The organism is Streptomyces sp. NBC_00259 (genome assembly GCF_036181745.1).
In the GTDB taxonomy this organism is placed as follows: Bacteria; Actinomycetota; Actinomycetes; order Streptomycetales; family Streptomycetaceae; genus Streptomyces; species Streptomyces pratisoli.
The window spans coordinates 1,514,925-1,538,328 of the sequence record NZ_CP108080.1; the positions used below are offsets into that span (position 1 = coordinate 1,514,925).

Genomic DNA, 23,404 nt, shown 5'->3' on the forward strand with positions numbered 1-23,404 from the left:
CGGGGACCGTACCGACCGGGTGGTATGACGGTCAACGGGTCGCGCAGCAGGAGTTTTTGCTCGATCATTACCCGCCAGTAGTGCGCCGGCCGCGCGAAGGCGGGCGCCGTGACATTCTCGCACCCGCCCGCGACCGCGGCCTGTCGGCGCCAGGACACCAGGCCGGGCTTCGAGGTCGCGTTCTTCCAGGTCAGCGGCCGTGGATGGCCCATCGACGGGCAGACGGCCGCGCTGGAGAGCGGCGGCGCGTTCGCCGTCGAGCACGCCGTCGGGCCGGACGCGGCCCGGCGGACCCGCGTCGCGCGCGTTCCGCGGCCGGTCGCCGTGACGACCACGCGGCGGCGGCCTTCGCCGTCGCGTGCCGCCTCGTCCACGACGAGGCCGGAGCGGCGCTGGCGCATGCGGGAATCGCCGTTCGTGCCGGCTGACGGCCACGACGGTCCCTGCGTGGAGGCACCCTACGCGGCGGACCCCTGCCGGGAGGCTCCTGCCGTCCCCGCAAGACCCCTTCTGCGGGCCGTCAGAAGACCACCAGCGCCCTGCCGCCCTTGCCCGCGAGCATGGCCTCGAAGGCCGCCGGGATGCCGTCGAGGCCGATCCGCCCGGTGATGAGGGCGCTGAGGTCCAGCCGCCCCGCGCGGATGTGCTCCGCGAGCACCGGCAGGTCCCTGGCCGGATCGGAGTTGCCGTAGACGCAGCCCGAGAGCGTCCGGCCCCAGTGGAACAGCTCCAGGGCGTTGAACGTGACCTGCTGGTCCTTGCCGCCGATCCCGACGACCGTCGTGCGGCCGCCGCGGCGCGTCGACTCCCAGGCGGCACGGATCGTCTCGGCGCGGCCGACGCATTCGACGGCCACGTCCGCGCCCTGACCGCCGGTCAGCTTGCGGATCTCCTTCGGGGTGATGGCGGAGGCGACGACGTACTCGGTGGCCCCGGCACGGCGGGCGAGCTCCTCCTTCTCCGGTGACACGTCGACGGCGACGACCGTCGACGCCCCGGCGATCCTGGCCGACTGGAGGGTCGCGAGGCCGACACCGCCGGCGCCGAAGACCACGACCGACTCGCCCTCACGGACCCGGGCCGAGTGGTGGACGGCGCCGTAGCCGGTGAGGACCGCGCAGCCGAGCAGCGCCGCGTCGGTGAGCGGAACGCCGTCCGGGAGCGGAAGAACGCAGTTGGCCGCGACGACGGTCTCCTCGGCGAACGCGGCGACGTTGAGGCCGGGGTGCAGCTCGGTTCCGTCCTCGGCGAGCGCGTGGATGCGGCCGGCGCCCTTGAGGGCAAAGGAGCAGAGCCAGACCTCGCCGATCGTGCAGTGGTGGCACGTACCGCAGGACGGGGCCCAGTTGAGCACCACGCCGTCGCCCGGGGCGACCTGGGTGACGCCCTCGCCGACGGAGACGACCGTGCCCGCGCCCTCGTGGCCGAGGACGGCGGGGACCGGCACCTGCATCGTGCCGTTGGACAGGGACAGATCGGAGTGGCAGACCCCGGCGGCGGCGAGGCGGACCCTCACCTGGCCGGGACCCGGCTCGGAAAGCTCGATGCCGGTGATCTCCAGCGGAGAACCTACGGCGGGCAGGACGGCGGCACGGACCACGGTGGTTGTCTCCCGGTTTCCCGATGCGGAGATCGGAGCTCGGAGTACGGACGTAGCGAATGGACGGTTCGAGGTTCGGGCGGGGGCTCAGAACTGCAGTGACTTGGTGTGCAGATACTCGGCGAGGCCGTGGGAGCCGAGTTCACGGCCCACTCCGGACTGCTTGTAACCGCCGAACGGGGCAAGCGGATTGAAGCGGCCGCCGTTGATGTCGACCTGTCCGGTGTCCATGCGGCGGGCGAAGGCCACGGCCTCGTCCTGGGGACCCCACACGGCGCCCGCGAGCCCGTAGACCGTGCCGTTGGCGATCCGCAGGGCGTCGTCCTCGTCCTCGTACCTCAGGATCGACACGACCGGGCCGAAGATCTCCTCCTGGGCGATGGTCATCTCCGCGGTGACGTCGGCGAAGACGGTCGGTGCGACGTAGTAGCCCGTCTCGCGCGGGGCCTCGGGGCCGCCGGCGACGAGGCGGGCGCCCTCGGCGACGCCCTGTTCGATGTAACCGCGGACGCGCTGCTGCTGGCGGGCGTTGACGAGCGGTCCGAGACGGTCGCCGGGCGTGTACTTGGCGACGGCCTCGGCGGCCAGGGCCACGGCCTCGTCGTACTGGTCGGTGTGCACCAGCATCCGGGTCCAGGCGCTGCACGTCTGGCCGGAGTTGGACATCACGTTGGCGATGCCGACAGCGACGGCGCGTGCGAGATCGGCGCCGGGCAGGATGACGTTGGCGGACTTGCCGCCGAGCTCCAGGGCGACGCGCTTGACCGCTCCGCCCGCGGTCGCGCCGATCCGCCGGCCGACGGCGGTGGAGCCGGTGAAGGAGACCAGGTCCACGTCCGGGTGCTCGGCGAGGGCCTGTCCGGCGACGGGGCCGAGACCGGTCACGAGGTTGAACACCCCGGCCGGAAGCCCCGCTTCGTCGACGGCCTCGGCGAAGAGCTGTGCGGTGAGCGGGGTGTCCTCGGCGGGCTTGAGCACGACGGTGCAGCCGGCGGCGAGGGCGGGGGCGACCTTGGCGACGATCTGGTGGAGCGGATAGTTCCAGGGGGTGATCGCGCCGACGACGCCGATGGGTTCGTGGAGGACGGTGGAGTTGCCGACCTTCTCCTCGAAGGCGTACGTGGCGGCCAGTTCGGCGTACGAGCCGGCGACGAGGACCGGCAGACCCGCGTGGACGGTCCCGGCGAGCTTCGGCGGGGCGCCGAGTTCGGCGGTGACGGTCTCGGCGATCTCCCCCTGGCGGGCGGCGAGGACGTCCCGGAGCGTGGCGAGGCGTGCGGCGCGGTCGGCGGGCGGGGTGGCGGCCCAGCCGGGGAAGGCGGCGCGGGCGGCGCGTACGGCGGCGTCGACGTCGTCCGCCGTACCGGCGGGGACGTGGGCCAAGACCTGCTCGTCCGCGGGATTCACCACCGCGATGGTGTCGGCGGTGGCGGCGGGGCCCCACGTGCCGCCGATGTACATCCCGTCGTGGGCCTTCATCCGCGAGTCTCCTTCGGGCGTGGCGAGGTCCGTCCACGCTCCAAACTAGCGGTGTTAGTTTTTGGGCGCCAGGGTGGGCCGGGGCGGAGGGTGTGATTCTCCCCTCCACCCCGCCCACCTGTGTCCGAGGGCGGGCCGCTCGGCGGTCGGAGCGGCGCCCGTGGCCGGCAGGTCAGGCCGGGGTCTGGCCCAAGGCCGACGGAGGTGCCTGCATCTGGCGGGCGACCGGCGGGGAGATGGACGCGACCTGGGCGCGGGTGCGGTCCACCTGCTGTGCCGCGGGGATCGCCGCCTGGGCCGGCTGGGGTTTGTCCTCGGGGGACTTCGCCACCGACGACCAGGTACGCAGCCGGTGGCTGGCCGCCTCGTCGAGGCTCACCGGCTCCCCCCGCTGCTCCGCCAGCCGGCTGGCCTCGCGGCCGAGCGCGGCCACGTCGTCCCAGCGGAGCCTCAGCACCACGGACAGTTCGGCCCCACCGTCCGGGAGGCCCTTCATGATCGGCCCGTCACCATCGCTCATTGCCGCTCCTGTCGTTGAGGCAGACGCTTTCCCGGGTGCCCGGTAGTACGTACCGTTCGGCCGCCGTGTTCAGCGTCGCGTCCGGCCCGTAGCCCCAGCCCCGCCGCCGAGACGAGGAGCAGCCCCAGCATCACGAACGGCGCGGCCGTGCCCGCGAACCCCGCGACGAGACCGGCGGAGGCGGGAGCCGCGACCTGGCCCAGGCGGTTGCCGGTGAGGCGCAGGGCGAGCGCGGTGGAGCGTGCCTCGGCAGGGGCGGCCCGCACGACGGTCGTCATGGACAGCGGCTGGCCGACGCCGAGGCAGAAGCCCAGTACCGCGAGCATCGCGGCGAGCGCCCACACGGGAACGGGCAGCGCCAGGCCCGCGCACAACAGCCCGGCGAGCAGACAGGTCACGGTGAGCAGGACCGTGCGGCCCATGATCCGGATCATCGGGGTCATGACCAGCCGGCAGGCGATCGTCGCGGCCGCCCGTACGCTCAGCAGCAGCCCGATGACGGACGGGGCGATGCCCCGGTGCTCGCCGATCACCGGGAGGTAGGCGGTGAGGATGTCGGTCGCCGACAGCACGGCCAGGCTGATGACGATTCCCGCGGGTACGCCCCGCGTCCGCAGGATGCGGTGCAACGGCACCGAGGTGCGCGCCGTACGGCGAACGCCGGCCGTGCGGTGCTCGATCCGCCACAGCGAGGTGGCGGCGGCCGCCGCCACCGTCGCGGAGACGAGCAGGGCCAGTGCGCTCGTCCGGGCCATGTCGGTGCCGATCAGCGCCCCTGCGGCGATCGGGCCGACGAGCTGGCCGAGCGAGGCGCCGATCGTGAAGTGGCCGAAGTTGCGGTCCTGTTCGTCGGGCGCGGACTGCCGGGCGACGATCGACTGAGCGCCGATCACGAAGCACAGATGACCGAGGCCCATGACGCCGCTCCAGGCCGCCATGGCGGGCAGGGAACCGGCCAGTCCGCTCAGCGCGCAGCCACCGGAGATCAGCGCCACGCCCAGGGGCAGCAGCGGTGCGCACCGGCCGTGGTCGGTGCGGCGGCCCAGCGGAACGGCGGCGAACAGCGGGAGCAGTGCGTACACACCCGCGATGACGCCGATCGCCCGCTCGTCGGCGCCGAGGGCGAGGGCGCGGTACGAGACGGCCGGGCGGGCCATCGACACCGCCCCCTGCGCGAAGCCGAAGGCGATGACGAGGCGCAGGAGCCAGCCGCGTCGCATCAGATGATGCCGAAGAGGATTCCGGCCCCGAGCACCACGAGGGAGGTGAGCGCGGCCCACTTGACCGTGAACCTGGTGTGGTCGCCGAACTCGACCTTGGCCATGCCGACGAGGACGTACACGGCGGGGACGAGCGGGCTGGACATGTGCAGCGCCTGGCCGGCGAGGGAGGCGCGGGCGATCTCCAGCGGGGAGACTCCGTGGGCGGCGCCGGCTTCGGCGAGGACGGGGAGGACGCCGAAGTAGAAGCCGTCGTTCGACATGAAGTAGGTGAGCGGGAGGCTCAGCAGGCCGGTGACGAGCGCCATGTGGGGGCCCATGCCGGCGGGGATGGCGCCGACGAGCCAGTCGGCCATGTGCTTGACCATGCCGGTGCCGGTGAGGACTCCGGTGAAGACGGCGGCGGCGAAGACCATGCCGGAGACGTTGAGGACGTTGTCCGCGTGGGCGGCGAGACGGGCCTTCTGGTCGGCCATCTTCGGGAAGTTGACGGTGAGGGCGAGGGCGGCGCCGATCAGGAACAGTACGGGGATCGGCAGCAGCTCCATGATCATCGAGGCGAGCAGGACGACGGTGAGCGCGGCGTTGAACCAGTACAGCCGGGGGCGCAGGGTCTCGCGCCTGGGGTCCAGGCCCTGGAAGACCTCGTCGTCGCCGGAGTCGCCGGAGTCGCCGGAGTCGCCGGTGCCGGAGCCCGCGGTGCCGCTGCCGGTTCCGGCGGCGGAACCCGCGGCCCCGCCCGTGGCGGTCGCCGGGCCCGTCGTCGTACGGTCGCCTCCGCCGCCCGCCTTCACCAGCACGGTCTCGGTCTCAGGCTCCAGCGCCTCGTCCAGCGTCAGATAGCCGATGCGCTTGCGCTCGCGGCGGCCGAGGACGTACGCGAGGACGAAGACGAAGAGCAGTCCGACGCCGAGCGCGGGGATCATCGGCACGAAGATGTCACCGGCGTCTAGCTTGAGCGCGGTCGCGGCACGGGCGGTCGGCCCGCCCCACGGCAGGGTGTTCATCACGCCGTTCGCGGTGGCGGCGACGCCGGTCATCACCACGAGACTCATCCCGAGGCGCTTGTAGAGCGGGTACATCGCCGAGACGGTGATCATGAACGTGGTGGAGCCGTCGCCGTCCAGCGACACGATCGCGGCGAGCAGGGCCGTGCCGACCACGACGCGCATCGGGTCCGCCCTGCAGAAGCGCAGGATGCCCCGCACGATCGGGTCGAACAGGCCGACGTCGATCATCACGCCGAAGTAGACGATGGCGAACATCAGCATCGCCGCGGTGGGCGCGAGGTTGCCGACGCCTTCCAGGACGTAGTCCCCGAGCTTCGCGCCCTGTCCGACGATGACGCAGAAGAGCGCGGGGATCAGCACGAGCGCCGCGATCGGCGACATCTTCTTCATCATGATCAGGACCAGGAAGGTCGCGATCATGGCGAAGCCGAGGATTGTCAGCATGGGGAGGGCACCTCACGTTCATCCTTGAACTCCCACCGGAGCCGGCGGTCCGGATGACGTTAGGTGCCGTTCTTCCGCGTTAACAAGATGTTGACGTGTGAGCAATAAGCGCAAAACCCCAGGTCATCGGGCAGGGGCCAGCTCCACGGCGAAGCCGTTGAGGACGGCCGTGCCGGACAGCGGGTCGAGCAGCGAGCCGTCGAGCAGTTGGTTGACGTTGACCCCCGGGCGGGCCGCCGCCACCGACATCCGGGTGCCGGCGCGGTCGTGGCCCCAGCCGTGCGGCAGGCTCACCACTCCCGTGCGTACGGCGTCGGTGATCTCGACGGGGACCTCCAGCTCTCCTCCGGCCGCCTTGATCCGGGCGGTGGCCCCGTCGTCGAGTCCGAGGCGGGCCGCGTCGGCCGGGTGGACCTGGAGGGTGCAGCGGTTGGAACCGCCGTTGAGGGTGGCGACGTTGTGCATCCAGCTGTTGTTGGAGCGCAGATGGCGGCGGCCGACCAGGACGAGCCGGTCGTCCCGCTCCCCCAGGGCGCGCCGCAGTCGCGGCAGATCGGCGGCGATGGGCGCCGGCAGCAGTTCGACGCGTCCGCTGCGGGTCCGAAGGACCTGGGACAGCCGGGGCCGCAGCGGGCCGAGGTCGATGCCGTGCGGCTGCGCGAGCAGGTCGTCGAGGGTGAGGCCGTACGGGCCGAGGCGCAGCATCATGTCGAGCCTCCGCTCGGGGCCGCTGCTTCCGCCCAGCCCGGCTGCGAGCTCCTCGGGGTCCTGGCCGTGGACCGGCGAGTGGGGGTCGGCGACGGCCTTGGCGAGCGAGCCCGCGACCACCATGTCGTCGACGGCCGACGGGTCGGCCCCGTGCATCCCGCTCACGGCGAGGATCAGCCGGGCGTGGATCTCGCACTCGTCCATCGCGCCGGCGTCGAGGGGAATGGCGGCGGGCGTGTAGCGGACCTGGTTGCGGACGGCGAGGGCGTTGAAGGCGAAGTCGAAGTGCGCGCTGCGGGACGGCGGTGGCGGGGGCAGGACGACGTCGGCGTGGCGCGAGGTCTCGTTCAGATACGGGTCGATGCTGACCATGAGGTCGAGTCCGGGCAGCGCACGGTCGAGGCGGTCGCCGTCGGGTGCGGAGAGCACGGGGTTGGCGGCGATCGCGATCACCGCGCGGATGCAGCCTTCGCCAGGTGTCTCGATCTCCTCGGCGAGCACGGTGATCGGCAGTTCTCCCTTGGCCTCGGGGTGGCCGCCGACCCTGCTGCTCCAGCGGCCCAGCGCGAATCCCTTGCCGGGGCCGGCCGGCAGGCCGGCGGGCCGGGGTGCCCGGTCGTGGGCGGCGAGCGGGAAGAGGGCACCGCCGGGCCGGTCGAGGTTGCCGGTCAGGATGTTGAGGACGTCCACGAGCCAGCTGGCGAGGGTGCCGTGCTCGACGGTGCAGCTGCCGATGCGGCCGTAGACGGCGGCGGTCGGGGCGGCGGCGAGTTCGCGCGCGATCGTCCGGATCGTCCCGGCGTCCATGTCGCACGCCTCGGCGACCGCCTCGGGAGTGAACTCCCTTACGGCCTCCCGGACTTCGTCCACCCCTTCGACCTGAGCGGCGAGCGGCCCGAGGTCGGTGAGGCCCTCCTCGAACAGGACCTGGGCGAGGGCGGCCAGCAGCAGCGCGTCCGTGCCGGGGCGGATCGCGACATGGCGGTCGGCGAGCCGCGCGGTGCGGGTACGGCGGGGGTCGACGACGGTGAGACGGCCGCCGCGCCGGCGCAGTGCCTTGAGCTTGCCCGGGAAGTCGGGTGCGGTGCACAGGCTGCCGTTGGAGTCGAGCGGGTTGGCGCCGAGGAGCAGCAGATGGTCCGTACGGTCCAGGTCGGGTACGGGGATGGCGCCCGCGCTGCCGAAGAGCAGTCCGCTGGAGACGTGCTTGGGCATCTGGTCGAGGGTGCTGGCGGTGAAGAGGTTGCGGGTGCGCAGCGTGGACAGCAGGACGGGCGGGTAGAGCCCGCCGGCCATGGTGTGGACGTTCGGGTTGCCGAGGACGACACCGACGGCGTTCGGGCCGTACCGCTCGATCAGCGGGCGTATCCGGGCGGCGACGGTGTCGAAGGCTTCGTCCCAGGTGGCTTCGCGCAGTTCGCCGTGCTCGTCACGGACGAGGGGGGTCCGCAGCCGGTCGGGGTCGGAGTCCAGCTCCCCGAAGGAGGCGCCCTTGGGGCAGATGAATCCCTGACTGAAGACGTCGTCGCGGTCCCCGCGGGCGCCGGTGACCTTCTCCCCCGTTCCGTCGCGTCCGATGGTGAGGGTCAGTCCGCAGGTGGCCTCGCACAGGGGGCAGATGCGCGGGGCCGTGCGGGTGGCGTCGGTTCCTGTCATGGGGCCCTCCCGGGGCGGCGGCAGCGGTGACGCGCGGGCGCCCCTGAGCATACCGACCGGTACGCATGCCGGGGAGGCCCTCGGGCGCACCGGCGGTGAACCGAAGGGGCCGACGCAGGCCGGGCGGTCGCATGCACGGAGACGGGCCCGCGCGGAGGTCAGTCCAGCACCCGGGCCAGATACGCGTACAGCAGCTCCCTCGTCTCCGCGATGATCTCCGCGTCGCCCGACGGGTCGACGCGGAAGGCCAGTTGCAGCAGCGCGTCCGTCGCCTCCACCGCGACGAGCGTGGTGCGGCGCAGCACCGGGTCCGCGCTGCGGCCGAGGTGTCCGGCGAGCAGTTCGGTGAGCCGGTCGGCGACCGCGTGGTTGGCGCCCGAGGCGGGTGCGGCGACCGGGATGCGGTAGCCGAAGTCGATCAGCGCGAAGCCTGGCACGGCCCGCTTCATGGCCAGGTACTCGTCGAGCACGGCGTCGACCGCGCCCCGCCAGTCCGCGGCCGGCATTCCGGCGATCCGCGCCCCGATGCGCTCGGCGTACCGGTCGAGGTTGCGCGCGGCGAGGGCCTCGGCCATGGCCCGCTTGTTACCGAAGAAGCGGTAGACGGAGCCGATGGGCACCTCGGCGCGGGCCGCGACCGCGCGCGTGGACAGCTCCTCGTAGCCGGTCTCGTCGAGGAGTTGGGCGCAGGCGTCCAGGATCCGGGTCAGCCGCTCGGCGCTGCGCTGCTGTACGGGCGTACGGCGGAGGGAGTGACCTGAGGACATCGCCCCATGATGCCGCCCCCGCGCGGCCGCGGGGTGTCGCCGGATGGCCGAGTGGTGCCGTTGACGGGGCCGCGCCGGAATCCTACTGTCGACCATAGGATTCCTTGGGACCGACGCATCGGGAGTGCGGATGAGCGGCATCGAGCAGGCACGGAAGACGGCCGAGGGGCTGGAGTACCTGTCGGGCTTCGGCAATGAACACAGCTCGGAGGCCGTCCCCGGCGCCCTGCCGTACGGGCGGAACTCACCCCAGCGGGCCCCGCTCGGGCTGTACGCGGAGCAGCTGAGCGGCACCGCGTTCACCGAGCCGCGCGCCCAGAACCGGCGCTCGTGGCTGTACCGGATCAGGCCCTCGGCCGCGCACCCGCCGTTCGTCCGCAGCGGCAACGGCGCCCTGCACACCGCCCCCTTCACCGAGACCGTGCCCGACCCGAACCGGCTCCGCTGGGACCCGCTGCCGCAGCCCGCGCCCGGCACCGACTGGCTGGCCGGTCTGTGGACCCTCGGCGGGAACGGGGACGCCACCCAGCGCACCGGCATGGCCGTGCACCTGTACCACGCCAACGCGTCCATGGAACGACGGGTGTTCAGCAACGCGGACGGCGAGCTGCTGATCGTGCCCGAGCGGGGCGGGCTGCTGCTCCGTACGGAGCTGGGGCTGCTGTCCGCCGGGCCCGGCGAGGTCGCGCTCGTGCCGCGCGGGGTGCGCTTCCGTGTCGAGCTGCTCGACGACAGCGCCCGCGGCTACGTCTGCGAGAACTACGGGCAGGCCTTCCAGCTCCCTGACCTCGGGCCGATCGGCGCCAACGGGCTCGCCAACGCACGGGACTTCCGGGCACCGGTCGCGGCGTACGAGGACGTCGAGGGCCAGGTCGAGGTCGTCAACAAGTTCTGCGGCAATCTGTGGACCGCCACCTACGACCACTCGCCGCTCGATGTCGTCGCCTGGCACGGGAACCATGTGCCGTACGTCTACGACCTGCGGGCCTTCAACGTCCTCGGGACCATCTCCTACGACCACCCCGACCCGTCCATCTTCACCGTACTGACGTCCCCCAGCGACACCCCCGGACTGGCGGGCGTGGACTTCGTGGTGTTCGCCCCGCGCTGGCTGGTGGGCGAGGACACCTTCCGCCCGCCCTACTTCCACCGCAACGTGATGAGCGAGTACATGGGCCTCATCGAGGGCGCCTACGACGCCAAGACCGCCGGCAAGGGAGGCTTCGTCCCGGGCGGCGGGTCGCTGCACAACATGATGTCCGCGCACGGCCCCGACCGGGAGACGTTCGACAGGGCGAGCGCGGCCGAGCTGAAGCCGCAGAAGATCGACGACGGCCTGGCGTTCATGTTCGAGACGCGCTGGCCGGTGACCGCGACCGCCGAAGCGGCGAACGCGGACCACCTGCAGAGGGCGTACGACGACGTGTGGCAGGGTCTGGAGCGCCACTTCCGGTCCTGAGGCCGGATCTGATACGGAGTTGCCGTGACCGCCTTCGCCCCCGACTCGCTCGTCCTGAACCGCAAGCTGCCGCTCTGGTACCAGGTCTCGCAGTCGCTCCGCGCCTCCATACTGGGCCGCCGCCCGCACGACCCGCTGCGGCTGCCGACGGAGGAGCAGCTCGCCGAGCACTACGGGGTGAGCGTGCTGACCATGCGGCAGGCGCTCAAGGAGCTGGAGACGGAAGGCCTGATCAGCCGGCACCGGCGGCGCGGCACCTTCATCGAACCGGGGGCGCGGCGGAGCGCGCCCAGACGGCTGCTGGGCTCGATCGACGCGATCGTGGCCCAGCAGTCGGGCGAGCGGACGACGATCCTGGGCCATGCCCCGGAGCCCGTGCCCGGCGGCCTCGCCGAGTACTTCCCCGACACGGACGAGGTCGTCACGTACCGGAGGCTGCGGTGCGACGGCGACAGCGGGGAGCCGACGAACTGGGCGGAGAACGCGGTACGGCCGGACGTCGCGGCGCGGCTGGAGGTCGCGGACCTGGAACGCTGGCCGATGACCAAGGTGTTGCGGGATGCCGTCGGGGTACGGATCAGCCGCATCACGGACACGGTGGAGGCGCGGCTCGCCGACCCGGAGACGGCGGAGCTGCTTCAGGTGCCCCTGCTGTCCCCGATCCTCCACTACACGGGTGTGACGTACGACGAGGAGGGGCGGGTGGTGGACGTGGCACGGATCCGGTACCGGGGTGACCGGTTCTCGTTCTCGGTGACCGTCGAGGCACAGTGAGCTCCACCATGCTGCTGGACGACCTCATGCCCTGGTCCACCGGGCCGTTGCGGCTGGGCCGCGGCTGGGTGGTCGCACCCGACGCCCGGACGCTCAGGTCACGTTGGGACACGCTGGTCGCGGCCACGGGCGAGGAGCGGGCGGCGCTGTTCGGGGAGACCCGGGCGCGGAGCCTGGACAGTTCGGTGGCCGCCCTGCCGGGGCAGGCGACCGGGACCGGGCGGTTCGCGAAGGAGCACGGGCACTGCCCGGAGCCGGTGCGGATCGTGCACGGGGCGTTCGACGAGCAGTGGATCGTCCCGGACCACCGGCTGATGGACGTCGCCAGGCCGGAGTTGTGGCGGGTCGCCGACGGGCAGCAGCTCTTCGCCGTCGAACAGGGCCATGTGCCGGGAGCGGGCGGACCCGCCGTACTGGTCAGCGGCGCGCTTCCCGAAGGGCGCTCGCCGGCCGGACGGCCCGGTCGGATACGCCCCCTGTACCGGCGGCCCGGCGGACGTGAACCCAATCTCGCGCCGGGCGTGCTGGAGGCCCTCCGGGAACGCCACGGCGCCGGCGTCGGGCCCGAGGACGTGCTCGCGTGGACAGCCGCCGCCGGCCGCTCCACGGCCAAGGGCTGTGTGGTGCCCTTCACCTCGGACCCCGCGGTCTGGGCGCGCGGCGTGGAGCTGGGGCGGCGCCTCGTCGGCATCCAGCTCAGAGGCGCCCGGGACGGCGAGCGGCCGAGGCTCCCCGGCGGCCGGCGGCCCTATGTGCGGGCCGCGCTCCCGGCACGGCCGAAGGCGATGGCGTACGACTCCGACGAGGAGGCGCTGCTCCTCGACGAGGGACGGATCTCTCCGGTGCCGGCGGAGGCGTGGGACTTCCGGGTGGGCGGGGTGCGGGTGCTCGAGCACTGGTTCGAGCGGCGGACGACGGAGCCGGAGCCGGGCACGCTGGAGGCGATCCGGCCCGCCGTATGGCCCCAGGAGTGGACGTCGGAGCTGCTGGAGCTGATCACCGTCCTCGCGCTGCTGGCCCCGCTGGAGGACCGGCGGCCGGCGCTGGCCGAGGAGATCGACCGCACCGGGCCGGGCGACCTGCGCCTCGCGCCGGTGCCGGGGGCCGCCAGGCGGCCCGCCTCGGTGCTCGACCACCACGAGGAGGGCCCGGAGGGGCAGTTCGCGCTGCTCTAGGCGCGGGTGGCCGCCAGGACGGCGCGACGACCCGGCCGAACCGGGCCGGGGGTGACAAAGGTGTCGTCTACACGATAGGTACGGCTGTCATGAGCCAGCCGCTGCCCCTCGAAGGCATCACCGTCGTCGCTGTCGAACAGGCCGTGTCGGCTCCGTTCGCCACCCGCCAGCTCGCCGACCTCGGTGCCCGCGTCATCAAGGTGGAGCGCCCCGACGGCGGGGACTTCGCCCGCGGCTACGACACCGCGGCCAACGGGCTCGCGTCGCACTTCGTCTGGTGCAACCGCGGCAAGGAGTCCCTCGCCGTGGACCTCAAGGACCCGCGCGGCCTGGAGGTGGTGCGCCGGCTGATCGCGGACGCGGACGTCTTCGTGCAGAACCTGGCGCAGGGCGCCGCCGCCCGGCTCGGCCTGGACGCCGCCACGCTCTGCGCCGCGCATCCACGGCTGGTCGCGGTGGACATCTCCGGATACGGCGCGGACGGGCCGTACGCGCACAAGCGGGCGTACGACATGCTCGTCCAGTGCGAGGCGGGGCTGGTGTCCGTGACCGGCACCGCGGAGCAGCCGGTGAAGGCGGGCATTCCGGCGGCGGACGTCGCGGCGGCGATGTACGCCTTCTCCGGGGTGCTGGCGGCGCTGCTGCGGCGGGGCACGACCGGGCGCGGCGGGCCGGTGGAGATCTCGATGCTGGAGTCGCTCGCGGAGTGGATGGGGCATCCGCTGCACCACGGGATGCACGGGGGCGAGGCCCCGGCGCGTACGGGTGTGGCCCACGCGGTCATCTCGCCCTACGACGCGTATCCGACGGCGGACGGCGGCCAGGTGCTGCTCTCGGTGCAGAACGACCGTGAGTGGCAGCGGCTGGCCGAGCAGGTGCTGGGCCGCCCCGAGCTGGGCGCCGATCCGGCCTTCGCGACCAACAAGGCGCGCACGGCCAACCGCGGCAGGACGGACGCGGTGGTCGCGCAGGCGCTGGCCCGGCTGGACACCGCGCAGGCCGTGGCCCGGCTGGAGGCGGCGGGCATCGCCTGCGCGCGGCTGAACACCGTCGCGGATCTGGCCGCCCACCCCCAGCTGGCGGCCCGCGACCGCTGGCGCGACGTCGCGTCGCCCGTGGGACCGTTGCGGGCGATGATGCCGCCGATCACCTTCCCGGGCGGTCCGGAACCGCGCATGGGTGCGATCCCGGAGCTCGGCGAGCACACGGACGCGCTGCTGCACGAGGCGGGGCTGACGCCGCGGCGGAGGGCGGAGCTGCACCGGGACGGTGTGGTGGTCACGCACCGCGTACCCTCCGACCGCCCGGAGTGACCGTTTTATCCGTGCCCTTCACCACAGCGGAAGGTTCCTCCACCGACAGGTGACCGAGGCGTCACTGTCCGCGTCGTACGTCTCTGAACTGTGACGATGCCGAGCCTGCGGGCCCCTGCACAAACTGCCGTGCCGCGCCCGCCTTCCGGCGCACAACAGGCAAGTCAAGTGAACGCTGGATAAACTCCTCGTTTGCCGTGCGCGGACCAGGACCCGAAGCGCACTCCGACCGACGGAGAGTGAGAGATGCGTATGAACGAGCCCTGTGCAGCGACCGCCGACGACGGGCGCGATATATGACCGTCGCCCCAGATCCCGCGGCCCTGCTGGACCCGCTGCTCGACGACACCCCCGCGCCGGCGCTCTTCGCCGCCGGGAGTGCCCACGCCGAACGCACCCTCCTCGACATCCTCGACGAGACCGCCCACCGCCACCCGGACGCCCTGGCCGTCGACGACGGCATCGCGCCCCTCACGTACCGCTCCCTCCTCCGGGAGGTCGAAGCACTGCGGCAGCGTCTCGCCGACACGGGGATCGGCACCGGCGACCGGGTGGGCGTCCGCGTCCCGTCCGGGACCGCCGATCTGTACGTCTCGATCCTCGCGGTGCTCGCGGCGGGCGCCGCCTACGTACCCGTCGACGCCGAGGACCCCGACGAGCGCGCCGACCTCGTCTTCACCGAGGCCGCGGTCGCCGCGGTGATCGGCGCGGACCGGACCGTCACGCCGAGCGCCACGCCCGGCGGCGTCACCGGACGCCGCCCCTGTCCCGACGACGACGCCTGGATCATCTTCACCTCCGGATCCACCGGAAAGCCCAAGGGCGTCGCCGTCACCCACCGCAGTGCCGCCGCCTTCGTGGACGCCGAGGCCGGACTCTTCCTCCCGGACGCCCCGCTCGGGACGGGCGACCGGGTGCTCGCCGGCCTGTCCGTGGCCTTCGACGCCTCCTGCGAGGAGATGTGGCTGGCCTGGCGGCACGGCGCCTGTCTCGTGCCCGCGCCACGCTCCCTCGTACGCACCGGGCTCGACCTCGGGCCGTGGCTCGTCGACCAGCGCATCACCGTCGTCTCGACGGTCCCCACCCTCGCCGCGCTCTGGCCCGCCGACGCGCTCGACGCCGTGCGGCTGCTGATCTTCGGCGGTGAGGCCTGCCCGCCCGAGCTGGCCGAGCGCATGGCCGTCGCCGGCCGCGAGGTCTGGAACACCTACGGACCCACCGAGGCCACCGTCGTCGCCTGCGCGGCCCGGCTGACCGGCGAGGGACCGGTCAGGATCGGACTGCCGCTGGACGGCTGGGAGCTCGCCGTCGTGGACGCCCGGGGCGAGATCGTGGCGCTGGGCGAGACCGGTGAACTCGTCATCGGCGGCGTCGGCCTGGCCCGCTACCTGGACGCGGACAAGGACGCCGAGAAGTACGCGCCCCTGCCCGCGCTGGGCTGGGACCGCGCCTACCGCAGCGGCGACCTGGTCCGCGCGGACGCGGAGGGCCTCTTCTTCGTCGGCCGGGCCGACGAACAGATCAAACTCGGCGGCCGCCGGATCGAACTCGGCGAGATCGACGCCGCCCTGCAGGCCCTGCCCGGGGTATCCGGCGCCGCGGCCGCGGTCCGTACGACAGGGGCCGGCCACCAGCTGCTCGTGGGGTACGTCGTCCCGGCCGCGCCGGCGTCCGAGGACGCCGACGGCGCCGCGTTCGACGTCGCCGACTCCCTCGCGCGGCTCCGCAAGGAGCTGCCCGCCGCCCTCGTGCCGGTCCTCGCGGTCGTGGACGATCTGCCGACCCGGACCTCCGGCAAGGTGGACCGGGCCGCCCTGCCGTGGCCGCTGCCCGGCACGGGCGGGGACACGGCAGGCGAAGGACCGGAGCTCACCGCGACCGAGGCCTGGCTCGCCGAACAGTGGGCCGAGCTGCTGGGCATGCCGGTCACCGGGCCCGACGCCGACTTCTTCGCGAACGGCGGCGGCAGTCTCGCCGCCGCGCAGCTCGTGTCCCGGATCCGGGAGCGGTACGCCACCGGATCCGTCGGCGACATCTACCAGAACCCGGCGCTCGGTGCGCTGGCGCGCACGCTGGAGGCCGCCTCGACGGACGGCACGAAGGCACGCGAGGTAGGGCCGGTGGCCCGCCGCACCAAGATCGTGCAGCTGCTGCTCATGCTGCCGCTGCTCACGGTCGCCGGGCTCCGCTGGAGCGTCGTCGCCGCCGCCGTCAACAACGTCCTCATGCTGCCCTGGGCCCCCACCGTCTCCTGGTGGTGGGTCGCGCTCGGCTGGCTGCTCGTCGTCAGCCCGCCCGGGCGGATCGTGATCGCGGCGGGCGGGGCGCGGCTGCTGCTGCGCGGCGTGCGCCCCGGCACCTACCCACGCGGCGGCCGCACACATCTGCGCCTGTGGGCCGCCGAGCGGCTCGCCGAGCTCAGCGGCGCGACGGGCCTCGCCGGCGTCTGGCTCACGTACTACGCACGGGCGCTCGGTGTGCAGCTCGGCGAGGGCGTCGATCTGCACGCCCTGCCCCCGGTGACCGGCATGCTGCGGCTCGGCAAGGGCGCGGCCGTCGAGCCGGAGGTTGACCTGTCCGGCCACTGGCTGGACGGCGACCGCGTGCACATCGGCACCGTACGGATCGGCGCGGGGGCCACGGTCGGCGCCCGCAGCACGCTCTTCCCCGGTGCCAGGATCGGCAAGCGCGCCGAGATCGCGCCGGGTTCGGGTGTGACCGGCGCGGTCCCGGCGGGCGAGCGCTGGTCGGGCGCACCCGCCACCCGCAAGGGCAAGGCCGGCCGCCGCCTCCCCGCCCGCCCGCCGCGCAGACGCCGCTGGACCGCCGTCTACTCGGTGACCTCACTGGTCCTCGGGCTGCTGCCGGCGCTCGCGGCACTGCCCGGCCTCCTGGTGGTGGGCGCCTTCCTGCACGGCCGCACGGGCCTCGGCGAGGTGCTGACGGCCGCGCTGACCGCCGTACCGCTCGCGACGGTCACCGCCGTGATCGCGTACGCCCTGCTCGTCGTCGGCGGCGTACGCGCGCTGTCGATCGGCCTGCGCGAGGGCTACCACCCGGTCCACGGCCGGATCGCCTGGCAGGCCTGGGCGACCGAACGCCTGATGGACATGGCACGCGTCCATCTCTTCCCCCTGTACGCGAGCCTGTTCACGCCCGTGTGGCTGCGGGCGCTCGGGATGAAGGTCGGCCGAGGGGTCGAGGCGTCGACCGTGCTGGCCCTGCCCGCGATGACGACGGTCGGTGACGGCGCCTTCCTCGCCGACGACACCATGGTCGGCTCGTACGAGCTGGGCGGCGGCCTGCTCCACATCGCGGAGGCCCGGGTCGGCAAGCGGGCCTTCCTCGGCAATTCGGGGATGACGGCCGCGGGCCGCCGGGTGCCCAAACGCGGTCTCGTCGGTGTGCTGTCGGCGGCGCCGAAGCGGGCGAAGGCGGGCTCCTCGTATCTGGGCATGCCGCCGATGAAGCTGCCCCGCGCGGTGGAGGAGAGCGACCAGAGCCGCACCTTCGCCCCGCCGCTGCGGCTGAAGTGGGCGCGTGCGTGCGTCGAGCTGTGCCGGATCGTGCCGGTCATGTGCGGTGCGGCGCTCGCCGTGCTCGCGCTCGCGGGCTTCGGTCTGCTGGCCGGCCGCTTCGGCACGGTGGTCGCGGTGCTGTGCGGCGGGCTGCTGCTCGCGGCCGGGGGTCTGGTGGCCTGTCTGGTCGCGATCGCGATGAAGTGGCTGCTGGTGGGCCGGTTCCGGGCGGTCGAGCATCCGCTGTGGTCGTCGTTCGTGTGGCGCAACGAGCTGGCCGACACCTTCGTGGAGGTGCTCGCCGTGCCGTGGCTGGTCGGCGCGACCGCGGGTACGCCGCTGATGAACCTGTGGCTGCGCGGTCTCGGCGCCCGGGTCGGGCGGGGTGCCTGGTGCGAGACGTACTGGCTGCCGGAGGCCGACCTCGTCACCATCGGCCGGGGCGCGAGTGTCAATCGCGGCTGTGTGGTGCAGACACACCTCTTCCACGACCGGATCATGCGCATGGACAATGTCGTCCTCGGAGCGGGTGCGACACTCGGTCCGCACGGCATCGTGCTGCCCGGCGCGGTGATCGGGGACCGGGCCACGGTCGGGCCCGCGTCACTGGTGATGCGCGGGGAGAGCGTGCCCGCGGACACCCGGTGGCTGGGCAACCCGATCGCGGCGTGGCGGCAGTGACGGCGGGTGCGGCCCACCGCACCCGCGCCACCCCCGCACCGGCGACCGGGAACGTTCACGGCACGACGGCACGGCACGACGGCACAGCACAGGGCAAGACCGGAGGACGCACGACGGTGACGGATTCGTACCTGCCGCAGCACGGCGACAGCGGCTACCGCACGACGGAGTACGACCTGGAGCTGGACTATCTCCCGCACACCGGCCGGCTCGCCGGCCGGGCCAGGATCACCGGCGTCGCGGAGCGCGCGCTGTCCGAGGTCGCCCTCGACCTCGGACAGTTCCGCCTCACCAAGGTCCTCGTCGACGGCGGCCGCCCGGCCAAGTACACCCATCGCGGGGACAAGCTCCGGATACGCCCGGCGCGGCCGCTGCGCCCCGGCGCGGCCTTCACCGTGGAGGTGCGCTACACCGGTGTGCCGCACCCGGTGCGGACCCGCGACTGGGGCGACCTCGGCTGGGAGCAGCTGGAGGAGGGCGCGCTGGTGGCCTCGCAGCCGCACGGCGCCAGGTCCTGGTTCCCCTGCAACGACCGGCCCGACGACAAGGCCGTCTACCGGTTCGCGGTGACCGCGCCCTCGCCGTACACCGTGGTCGCGAACGGTGCCCTCGTCTCCCGTACGATCAGCGCCTCCACGACGACCTGGGTGTACGAGCAGTGCGCCCCGATGGCGACGTATCTGGCGACGGTCCAGATCGGCCCCTACGAGCTGGTCGACGTGCCGCACGCCGGCCCGGTGCCGCAGCCGGCCGCGGTCCCGCAGGCGCTGCTCGGCCGCTTCGAGCACGACTTCGCCCGTCAGCCGCAGATGATGACGGTCTTCCAGGACCTCTTCGGGCCCTACCCCTTCGACGACTACGCGGTGGTGGTCGTCGACGAGGAGCTGGACGTGCCGGTCGAGGCACAGGGCCTGTCGATCTTCGGGGCCAACCACGTCGACGGACGGCGCGGAAGCGAGCGGCTGGTCGCGCACGAGCTGGCGCACCAGTGGTTCGGCAACAGCCTGACCGTCGCCGACTGGCGGCACATCTGGCTCAACGAGGGCTTCGCGAAGTACGCGGAGTGGCTGTGGTCCGAGATCTCCGGCGGGCCGTCGGCGGCGGGCATGGCGGCCACCTCGCGCGCCCGGCTCTCGATGATGCGGCAGGATCTGCGGGTCGCCGATCCGGGGCTGCGCCGGCTCTTCGACGACCGGGTCTACGAGCGGGGCGCGCTGACGCTGCACGCGCTGCGTACGGAGATCGGGCACGCGGCCTTCGTCGGCCTGCTGCGGGAGTGGACCGCGACCCATCGGCACGGGGTGGTGACCACGGAGGAGTTCATCGCGATGGCCCGGCGGCACTCGGCACGGCCGCTGGACAAGCTCTTCACGATGTGGCTGTACGAGACGAAGCTCCCGGCCCTGCCGCAGCAGCGCCGCTGAGGGGCTGCCCCTGGCCGGGTGGGGCTCAGCCCGGAAGCCGTGACGGACGGGACGCGGGCCCCGGAGCGGCCGGGGCCGCGCACGCATGACGCGACGGGGTGGTCGGACCTCGGCGGCCGGGCGGGTGCGAGGGGGACGGGTGCGCGTGAACGGTCACACGCGAACCCGGTACCGCCGGCCGGCCACCCCGCCGGTTACTGTCCTCTGCTGCCGAAGAGCGAGCGGCGCAGCCGCCGCAACGGCGCGAAGAGCGAGACTCGCGCGCTCTTGCTGCGACGGGTGTGCGCGACATCACGTGTCGTCAGCTCACGCATCAGCGTGGTCGCCTCGGCCGCCTCGCGCTGCGGCACGGCGGGGCCGCCGAGCACCGCGAGATGGCGGTCGAGACGCGTGCTGGTCGCACTCGTCCCGCATGTGATCGCAGGGACTCGCGCCCTGCTGCGCACCGTTATCTGTTCCATGTCACTCCCCACCCGTACGAGGGCACCCGGCCCGGGCAGGTTAACCCTATCGCCCCGTCCACACACTCGTGTATCCCGCCCGCAGGATTCAGCACACACGTACGGGGGTTGACGACTACGCGGCGAATCCGGCTGATTCCAGGGCGAGTTGGACAGTCTTCGAACTCGACCAAACCTTGCGGCACCCGGCCCCGAACACCTGTCACCAGGCAGTACGGAACTCCTCGTTCACGACAGTCCGCGGAAGTTCACGACAGTCCACGACAGGACGGGACCGACATGATCTCTCATCTCAACAGGAGCGCACGGGGGCGCAGGAGCCTCGCCGCGCTCATCTGTGGTGCGCTGGCAGCAGGGGGGCTCGCGGCCGCCGGAGTGAGCACCGCGCTCGCGCCGGGCGCCGCCAACGCGTCGAGCCATCGCGAGGCCCCGCTGATCTCCGGACAGCCGCAGTACGACACGACGGACGTCTACGCGTTCGTCAGCCCCGACCGGCCGGACACGACGACGATCGTCGCGAACTGGCTGCCGTTCGAGGAACCGGCGGGCGGGCCGAACTTCTACCGCTTCGCCGACGACGCCCGCTACGACGTGCACATCGACTCCGACGGCGACGCCCAGGGCGACCTGCTCTACCGCTGGACGTTCCACGACCAGGTCAAGAACGGCGACACGTTCCTGTTCAACACCGGCCCTGTGACGAGTCTGGACGACCCGGACCTGAACATCACGCAGACCTATGACGTCGAGTTGCTACGACTGCGGGACCAGCATGTGATCTCCACCACCAAGATCGCGAACGATGTGCCGGTCGCACCGTCGAATGTGGGCAAAGCGTCCATGCCGGACTATGCGAAGCTCCGGAACGACGCCGTACGCAAACTCCAGGACGGCAGCGCGGTCTTCGCCGGCCAGGCCGACGACCCGTTCTTCCTCGACCTCCGGGTGTTCGACCTGCTGTACGGGGGCGACCTGTCCGAGGTCGGCCGGGACACGCTGAAGGGCTACAACGTCAACAGCATCGCGCTGCAGGTGCCCACGGAGCACATCCGGCAGTCGGCCGGCCAGCCCGTGGTCGGCATCTGGACGACCACGCACCGCAAGAGCGCGAGCGGTGACTGGACCCAGGTCTCACGGCTCGGTATGCCCCTCGTCAACGAAGTGGTCATTCCCCTCAAGGACAAGGACAAGTTCAACGCGTCCGCGCCGTGGAACGACGCCGACTTCCTGCCGTCCGTCACCAACCCGGAGCTGCCCAAGCTGATCGAGGGCATCTACAAGATCGACGCTCCCGACGAGCCGCGGGACGACCTCGTGTCCGTGTTCCTCACCGGTGTGAAGGACCTCAACCAGCCACCCAAGGTCCGGCCGGCCGAGGCCCTGCGCCTGAACACGGCGATCCCGCCCACGGCCGCGCCGAAGCGGCTCGGCGTCCTGGACGGCGACAACGCGGGATTCCCGAACGGGCGCCGGCTCGCCGACGACGTCCTGGACATCTCGCTCCAGGTCGTCGAGGGCGAACTGCTGGGCGCGAAGAACGATCTGGGCGACGCGGTCGACGCCAACGACCAGGAGTTCGGCAAGTCCTTCCCGTACGTGGCGCTGCCGACGTCCGGCTCGAACGGGCCGGCGGCGAAGGGGCAGGGCGGCGACCGCACCCAGCTCGGCGGCGGCGCGGAGCTCACCTCGGGCGACGCCGCGGACAACCGAACGGTGCTGGCCGCCTCGGTGGGCTCCGCGGTCGCGGGGGCCGTCCTGGTCGGACTCGGCCTGGCGTGGTGGCGGATGCGGCGGCGCGGCAGGTGGTCATGACACATCCCACGGGGTCCGCGTGGCGGCTCGGGGCCGGGGTCGTGGCGCTCGCGTTCGTCCTGACCGCCGCGGGAGCGGTGATGGGCGACACGGGTGTGGCCCCCGCGGCTCCGGCCGCCGCGGGGGCGGCGGTGGCGCCCGGAGCCGCGGCCCGCCTCGGGGTCCGTCCCCTGCAGGCGCATCTCAAGGCACAGCCGAAGGACGCGGGCGCCTGGGCGGCGCTCGGCGCGGCGTACGTCGAGGAGGCCAGGGTCAGCGGCGATCCGTCGCGCTATCCGCAGGCCGAGCAGGCTCTCGCCCGCTCGCTGCGGCTACGGGCGGACGACAACGCGGAGGCGCTCGCGGGCCGCGCCGCCCTCGCCGCGGCGCGGCACGACTTCACGGCGGCACTCGGGGACGCGGACCGGGCCCTCGCGGTCAATCCGTACAGCGAGCGCGGGCTGTCCGTACGGATCGACGCACTCGTCGAACTCGGCCGCTACCCGCAGGCGTTGGACGCGGCGAAGCAGGCGGACGCACGACGGCCCGGCATTCCCGTCTTCACGCGCTTCGCCTACGTCCACGAGCTGCGCGGCGACACGAAGGAGGCACGGCGGGTGCTGGAGCTCGCCCGGGGATCGGCGAGCACCCGGGCCGACATCGCCTACACGGAGACGGCTCTGGGACAACTCGCCTGGTCCCAGGGCGAGTACGACCGGGCACTGCGGCACTGCGCACAGGCCCTGAAGGCCGCGCCGGGGAATCTGGAGGCGCGGGAATGCCGGGCGCGCTCGACCGCAGGAAAGGACGACCTCACCGGTGCGGTACGGGAGTTCGAGGCGATCGTGGACCAATCACCGCTGCCGGGACGGCTGATGGCCCTGGGGGAGCTGTACGACGCGGTCGGCAGGCCCGGACCCGCACGGCAGCAGTACGCGGTCGTCGGTACGTGGACGGGGCTCGCCCGCGCGGGCGGAGTGAACCCCGACCTGGACACCGCCCTGGCCGCGGCCGACCACGGCGACCGGGCCGAGGCCCTGCGCGCGGCCCGCGCCGAATGGCAGCGCCGCCGCACCGTGCACACCGAGGACGCCCTCGCCTGGGCACTGCACCGTGCGGGCCGCTCCGAGGAGGCCCTCCCCCACGCGCGCGCCGCGACCGCGACGGGATACCGCAACGCCGCCTTCCTCTACCACCGCGGCATGATCGAAAGCGCCACCGGAGCCGGCCCCGCCGCCCGCGCCTCCCTGACCCGCGCCCTGGCACTCAACCCCGCGTTCTCCCCGCTCGGCGCCCGCGAGGCGCGCCGCGCGCTGGACGCTCTGGAGGCGTCATGACGACCCACCTCGAATCCGCTCCCGCCGCCCTCATCGCCGCCGCCGTGGCGCTGCTGACGGGAGCACG

At 73.0% G+C, this 23,404-nt stretch carries 16 protein-coding genes; 8 read left to right on the plus strand and 8 right to left on the minus strand.

What is annotated here, in order from left to right:
• Positions 1 to 520: 520 nt before the first annotated feature.
• From OG766_RS06820 to OG766_RS06850, 7 genes are all read right to left on the minus strand, one after another.
• Entirely contained in the window at positions 521 to 1,600 is a 1,080-nt protein-coding gene (locus tag OG766_RS06820; protein ID WP_328724780.1) for a Zn-dependent alcohol dehydrogenase, read from the minus strand.
• A gap of 87 nt (positions 1,601 to 1,687) precedes the next feature.
• Positions 1,688 to 3,079: an aldehyde dehydrogenase family protein gene (locus OG766_RS06825; RefSeq protein WP_328724782.1), complete on the minus strand. Its 1,392-nt coding sequence runs from the start codon at positions 3,077 to 3,079 to the stop codon at positions 1,688 to 1,690.
• A 172-nt stretch (positions 3,080 to 3,251) separates the two neighbouring features.
• Positions 3,252 to 3,599: a hypothetical protein gene (locus OG766_RS06830; RefSeq protein WP_266375396.1), complete on the minus strand. Its 348-nt coding sequence runs from the start codon at positions 3,597 to 3,599 to the stop codon at positions 3,252 to 3,254.
• Positions 3,596 to 4,819, minus strand: coding sequence for an MFS transporter (locus OG766_RS06835; protein ID WP_328724785.1), 1,224 nt, complete (start codon positions 4,817 to 4,819; stop codon positions 3,596 to 3,598). The genes OG766_RS06830 and OG766_RS06835 overlap by 4 nt, the downstream gene beginning before the upstream one ends.
• Positions 4,819 to 6,273 carry a CitMHS family transporter gene (locus tag OG766_RS06840; RefSeq protein ID WP_328724786.1) on the minus strand — a complete coding sequence of 485 codons (1,455 nt, stop codon included), beginning with the start codon at positions 6,271 to 6,273 and terminating at the stop codon, positions 4,819 to 4,821. Before OG766_RS06840 ends, OG766_RS06835 begins: the two co-directional genes overlap by 1 nt.
• Positions 6,274 to 6,396: 123 nt before the next feature.
• On the minus strand, positions 6,397 to 8,637 hold the full coding sequence (locus OG766_RS06845) for a molybdopterin-dependent oxidoreductase (protein ID WP_328724787.1): 2,241 nt from the start codon (positions 8,635 to 8,637) through the stop codon (positions 6,397 to 6,399).
• A gap of 158 nt (positions 8,638 to 8,795) precedes the next feature.
• Positions 8,796 to 9,404, minus strand: a complete 609-nt coding sequence (locus OG766_RS06850) for a TetR/AcrR family transcriptional regulator (RefSeq protein ID WP_266375388.1) — start codon at positions 9,402 to 9,404, stop codon at positions 8,796 to 8,798.
• Positions 9,405 to 9,534: 130 nt separating this feature from the next.
• Here OG766_RS06850 and hmgA point away from each other — a divergent pair, with 130 nt between their 5' ends.
• The 6 genes from hmgA to OG766_RS06880 all read left to right on the plus strand — a co-directional run bounded on the left by hmgA (position 9,535) and on the right by OG766_RS06880 (position 19,748).
• Complete coding sequence (gene hmgA, locus OG766_RS06855; RefSeq protein ID WP_328724789.1) at positions 9,535 to 10,863, plus strand: homogentisate 1,2-dioxygenase; 1,329 nt, start codon at positions 9,535 to 9,537, stop codon at positions 10,861 to 10,863.
• 24 nt (positions 10,864 to 10,887) lie between these two features.
• Positions 10,888 to 11,637, plus strand: a complete 750-nt coding sequence (locus OG766_RS06860) for a GntR family transcriptional regulator (protein ID WP_266375384.1) — start codon at positions 10,888 to 10,890, stop codon at positions 11,635 to 11,637.
• An 8-nt stretch (positions 11,638 to 11,645) separates the two neighbouring features.
• Positions 11,646 to 12,812, plus strand: coding sequence for a type ISP restriction/modification enzyme (locus OG766_RS06865; RefSeq protein ID WP_328724791.1), 1,167 nt, complete (start codon positions 11,646 to 11,648; stop codon positions 12,810 to 12,812).
• 89 nt (positions 12,813 to 12,901) lie between these two features.
• A complete protein-coding gene (locus tag OG766_RS06870; protein WP_266375382.1) occupies positions 12,902 to 14,125 on the plus strand; it encodes a CaiB/BaiF CoA transferase family protein in 1,224 nt (407 codons plus the stop codon).
• Between the two features lie 296 nt (positions 14,126 to 14,421).
• Positions 14,422 to 18,324: a Pls/PosA family non-ribosomal peptide synthetase gene (locus tag OG766_RS06875; protein WP_266375380.1), complete on the plus strand. Its 3,903-nt coding sequence runs from the start codon at positions 14,422 to 14,424 to the stop codon at positions 18,322 to 18,324.
• Positions 18,325 to 18,440: 116 nt separating this feature from the next.
• Positions 18,441 to 19,748 (plus strand): M1 family metallopeptidase, encoded by a 1,308-nt coding sequence (locus OG766_RS06880; protein WP_266378185.1) that lies wholly within the window; start codon positions 18,441 to 18,443, stop codon positions 19,746 to 19,748.
• 194 nt (positions 19,749 to 19,942) lie between these two features.
• Here OG766_RS06880 and OG766_RS06885 read toward each other — a convergent pair whose 3' ends face one another.
• Positions 19,943 to 20,209, minus strand: a complete 267-nt coding sequence (locus OG766_RS06885) for a hypothetical protein (protein ID WP_266375378.1) — start codon at positions 20,207 to 20,209, stop codon at positions 19,943 to 19,945.
• 279 nt (positions 20,210 to 20,488) lie between these two features.
• On the opposite strand from OG766_RS06885, the gene OG766_RS06890 reads away from it, so the two are divergent.
• Positions 20,489 to 22,021 (plus strand): DUF4331 domain-containing protein, encoded by a 1,533-nt coding sequence (locus tag OG766_RS06890; protein WP_266375376.1) that lies wholly within the window; start codon positions 20,489 to 20,491, stop codon positions 22,019 to 22,021.
• Positions 22,018 to 23,337 carry a tetratricopeptide repeat protein gene (locus OG766_RS06895; RefSeq protein WP_328724792.1) on the plus strand — a complete coding sequence of 440 codons (1,320 nt, stop codon included), beginning with the start codon at positions 22,018 to 22,020 and terminating at the stop codon, positions 23,335 to 23,337. Before OG766_RS06890 ends, OG766_RS06895 begins: the two co-directional genes overlap by 4 nt.
• Positions 23,338 to 23,404: the final 67 nt, after the last annotated feature.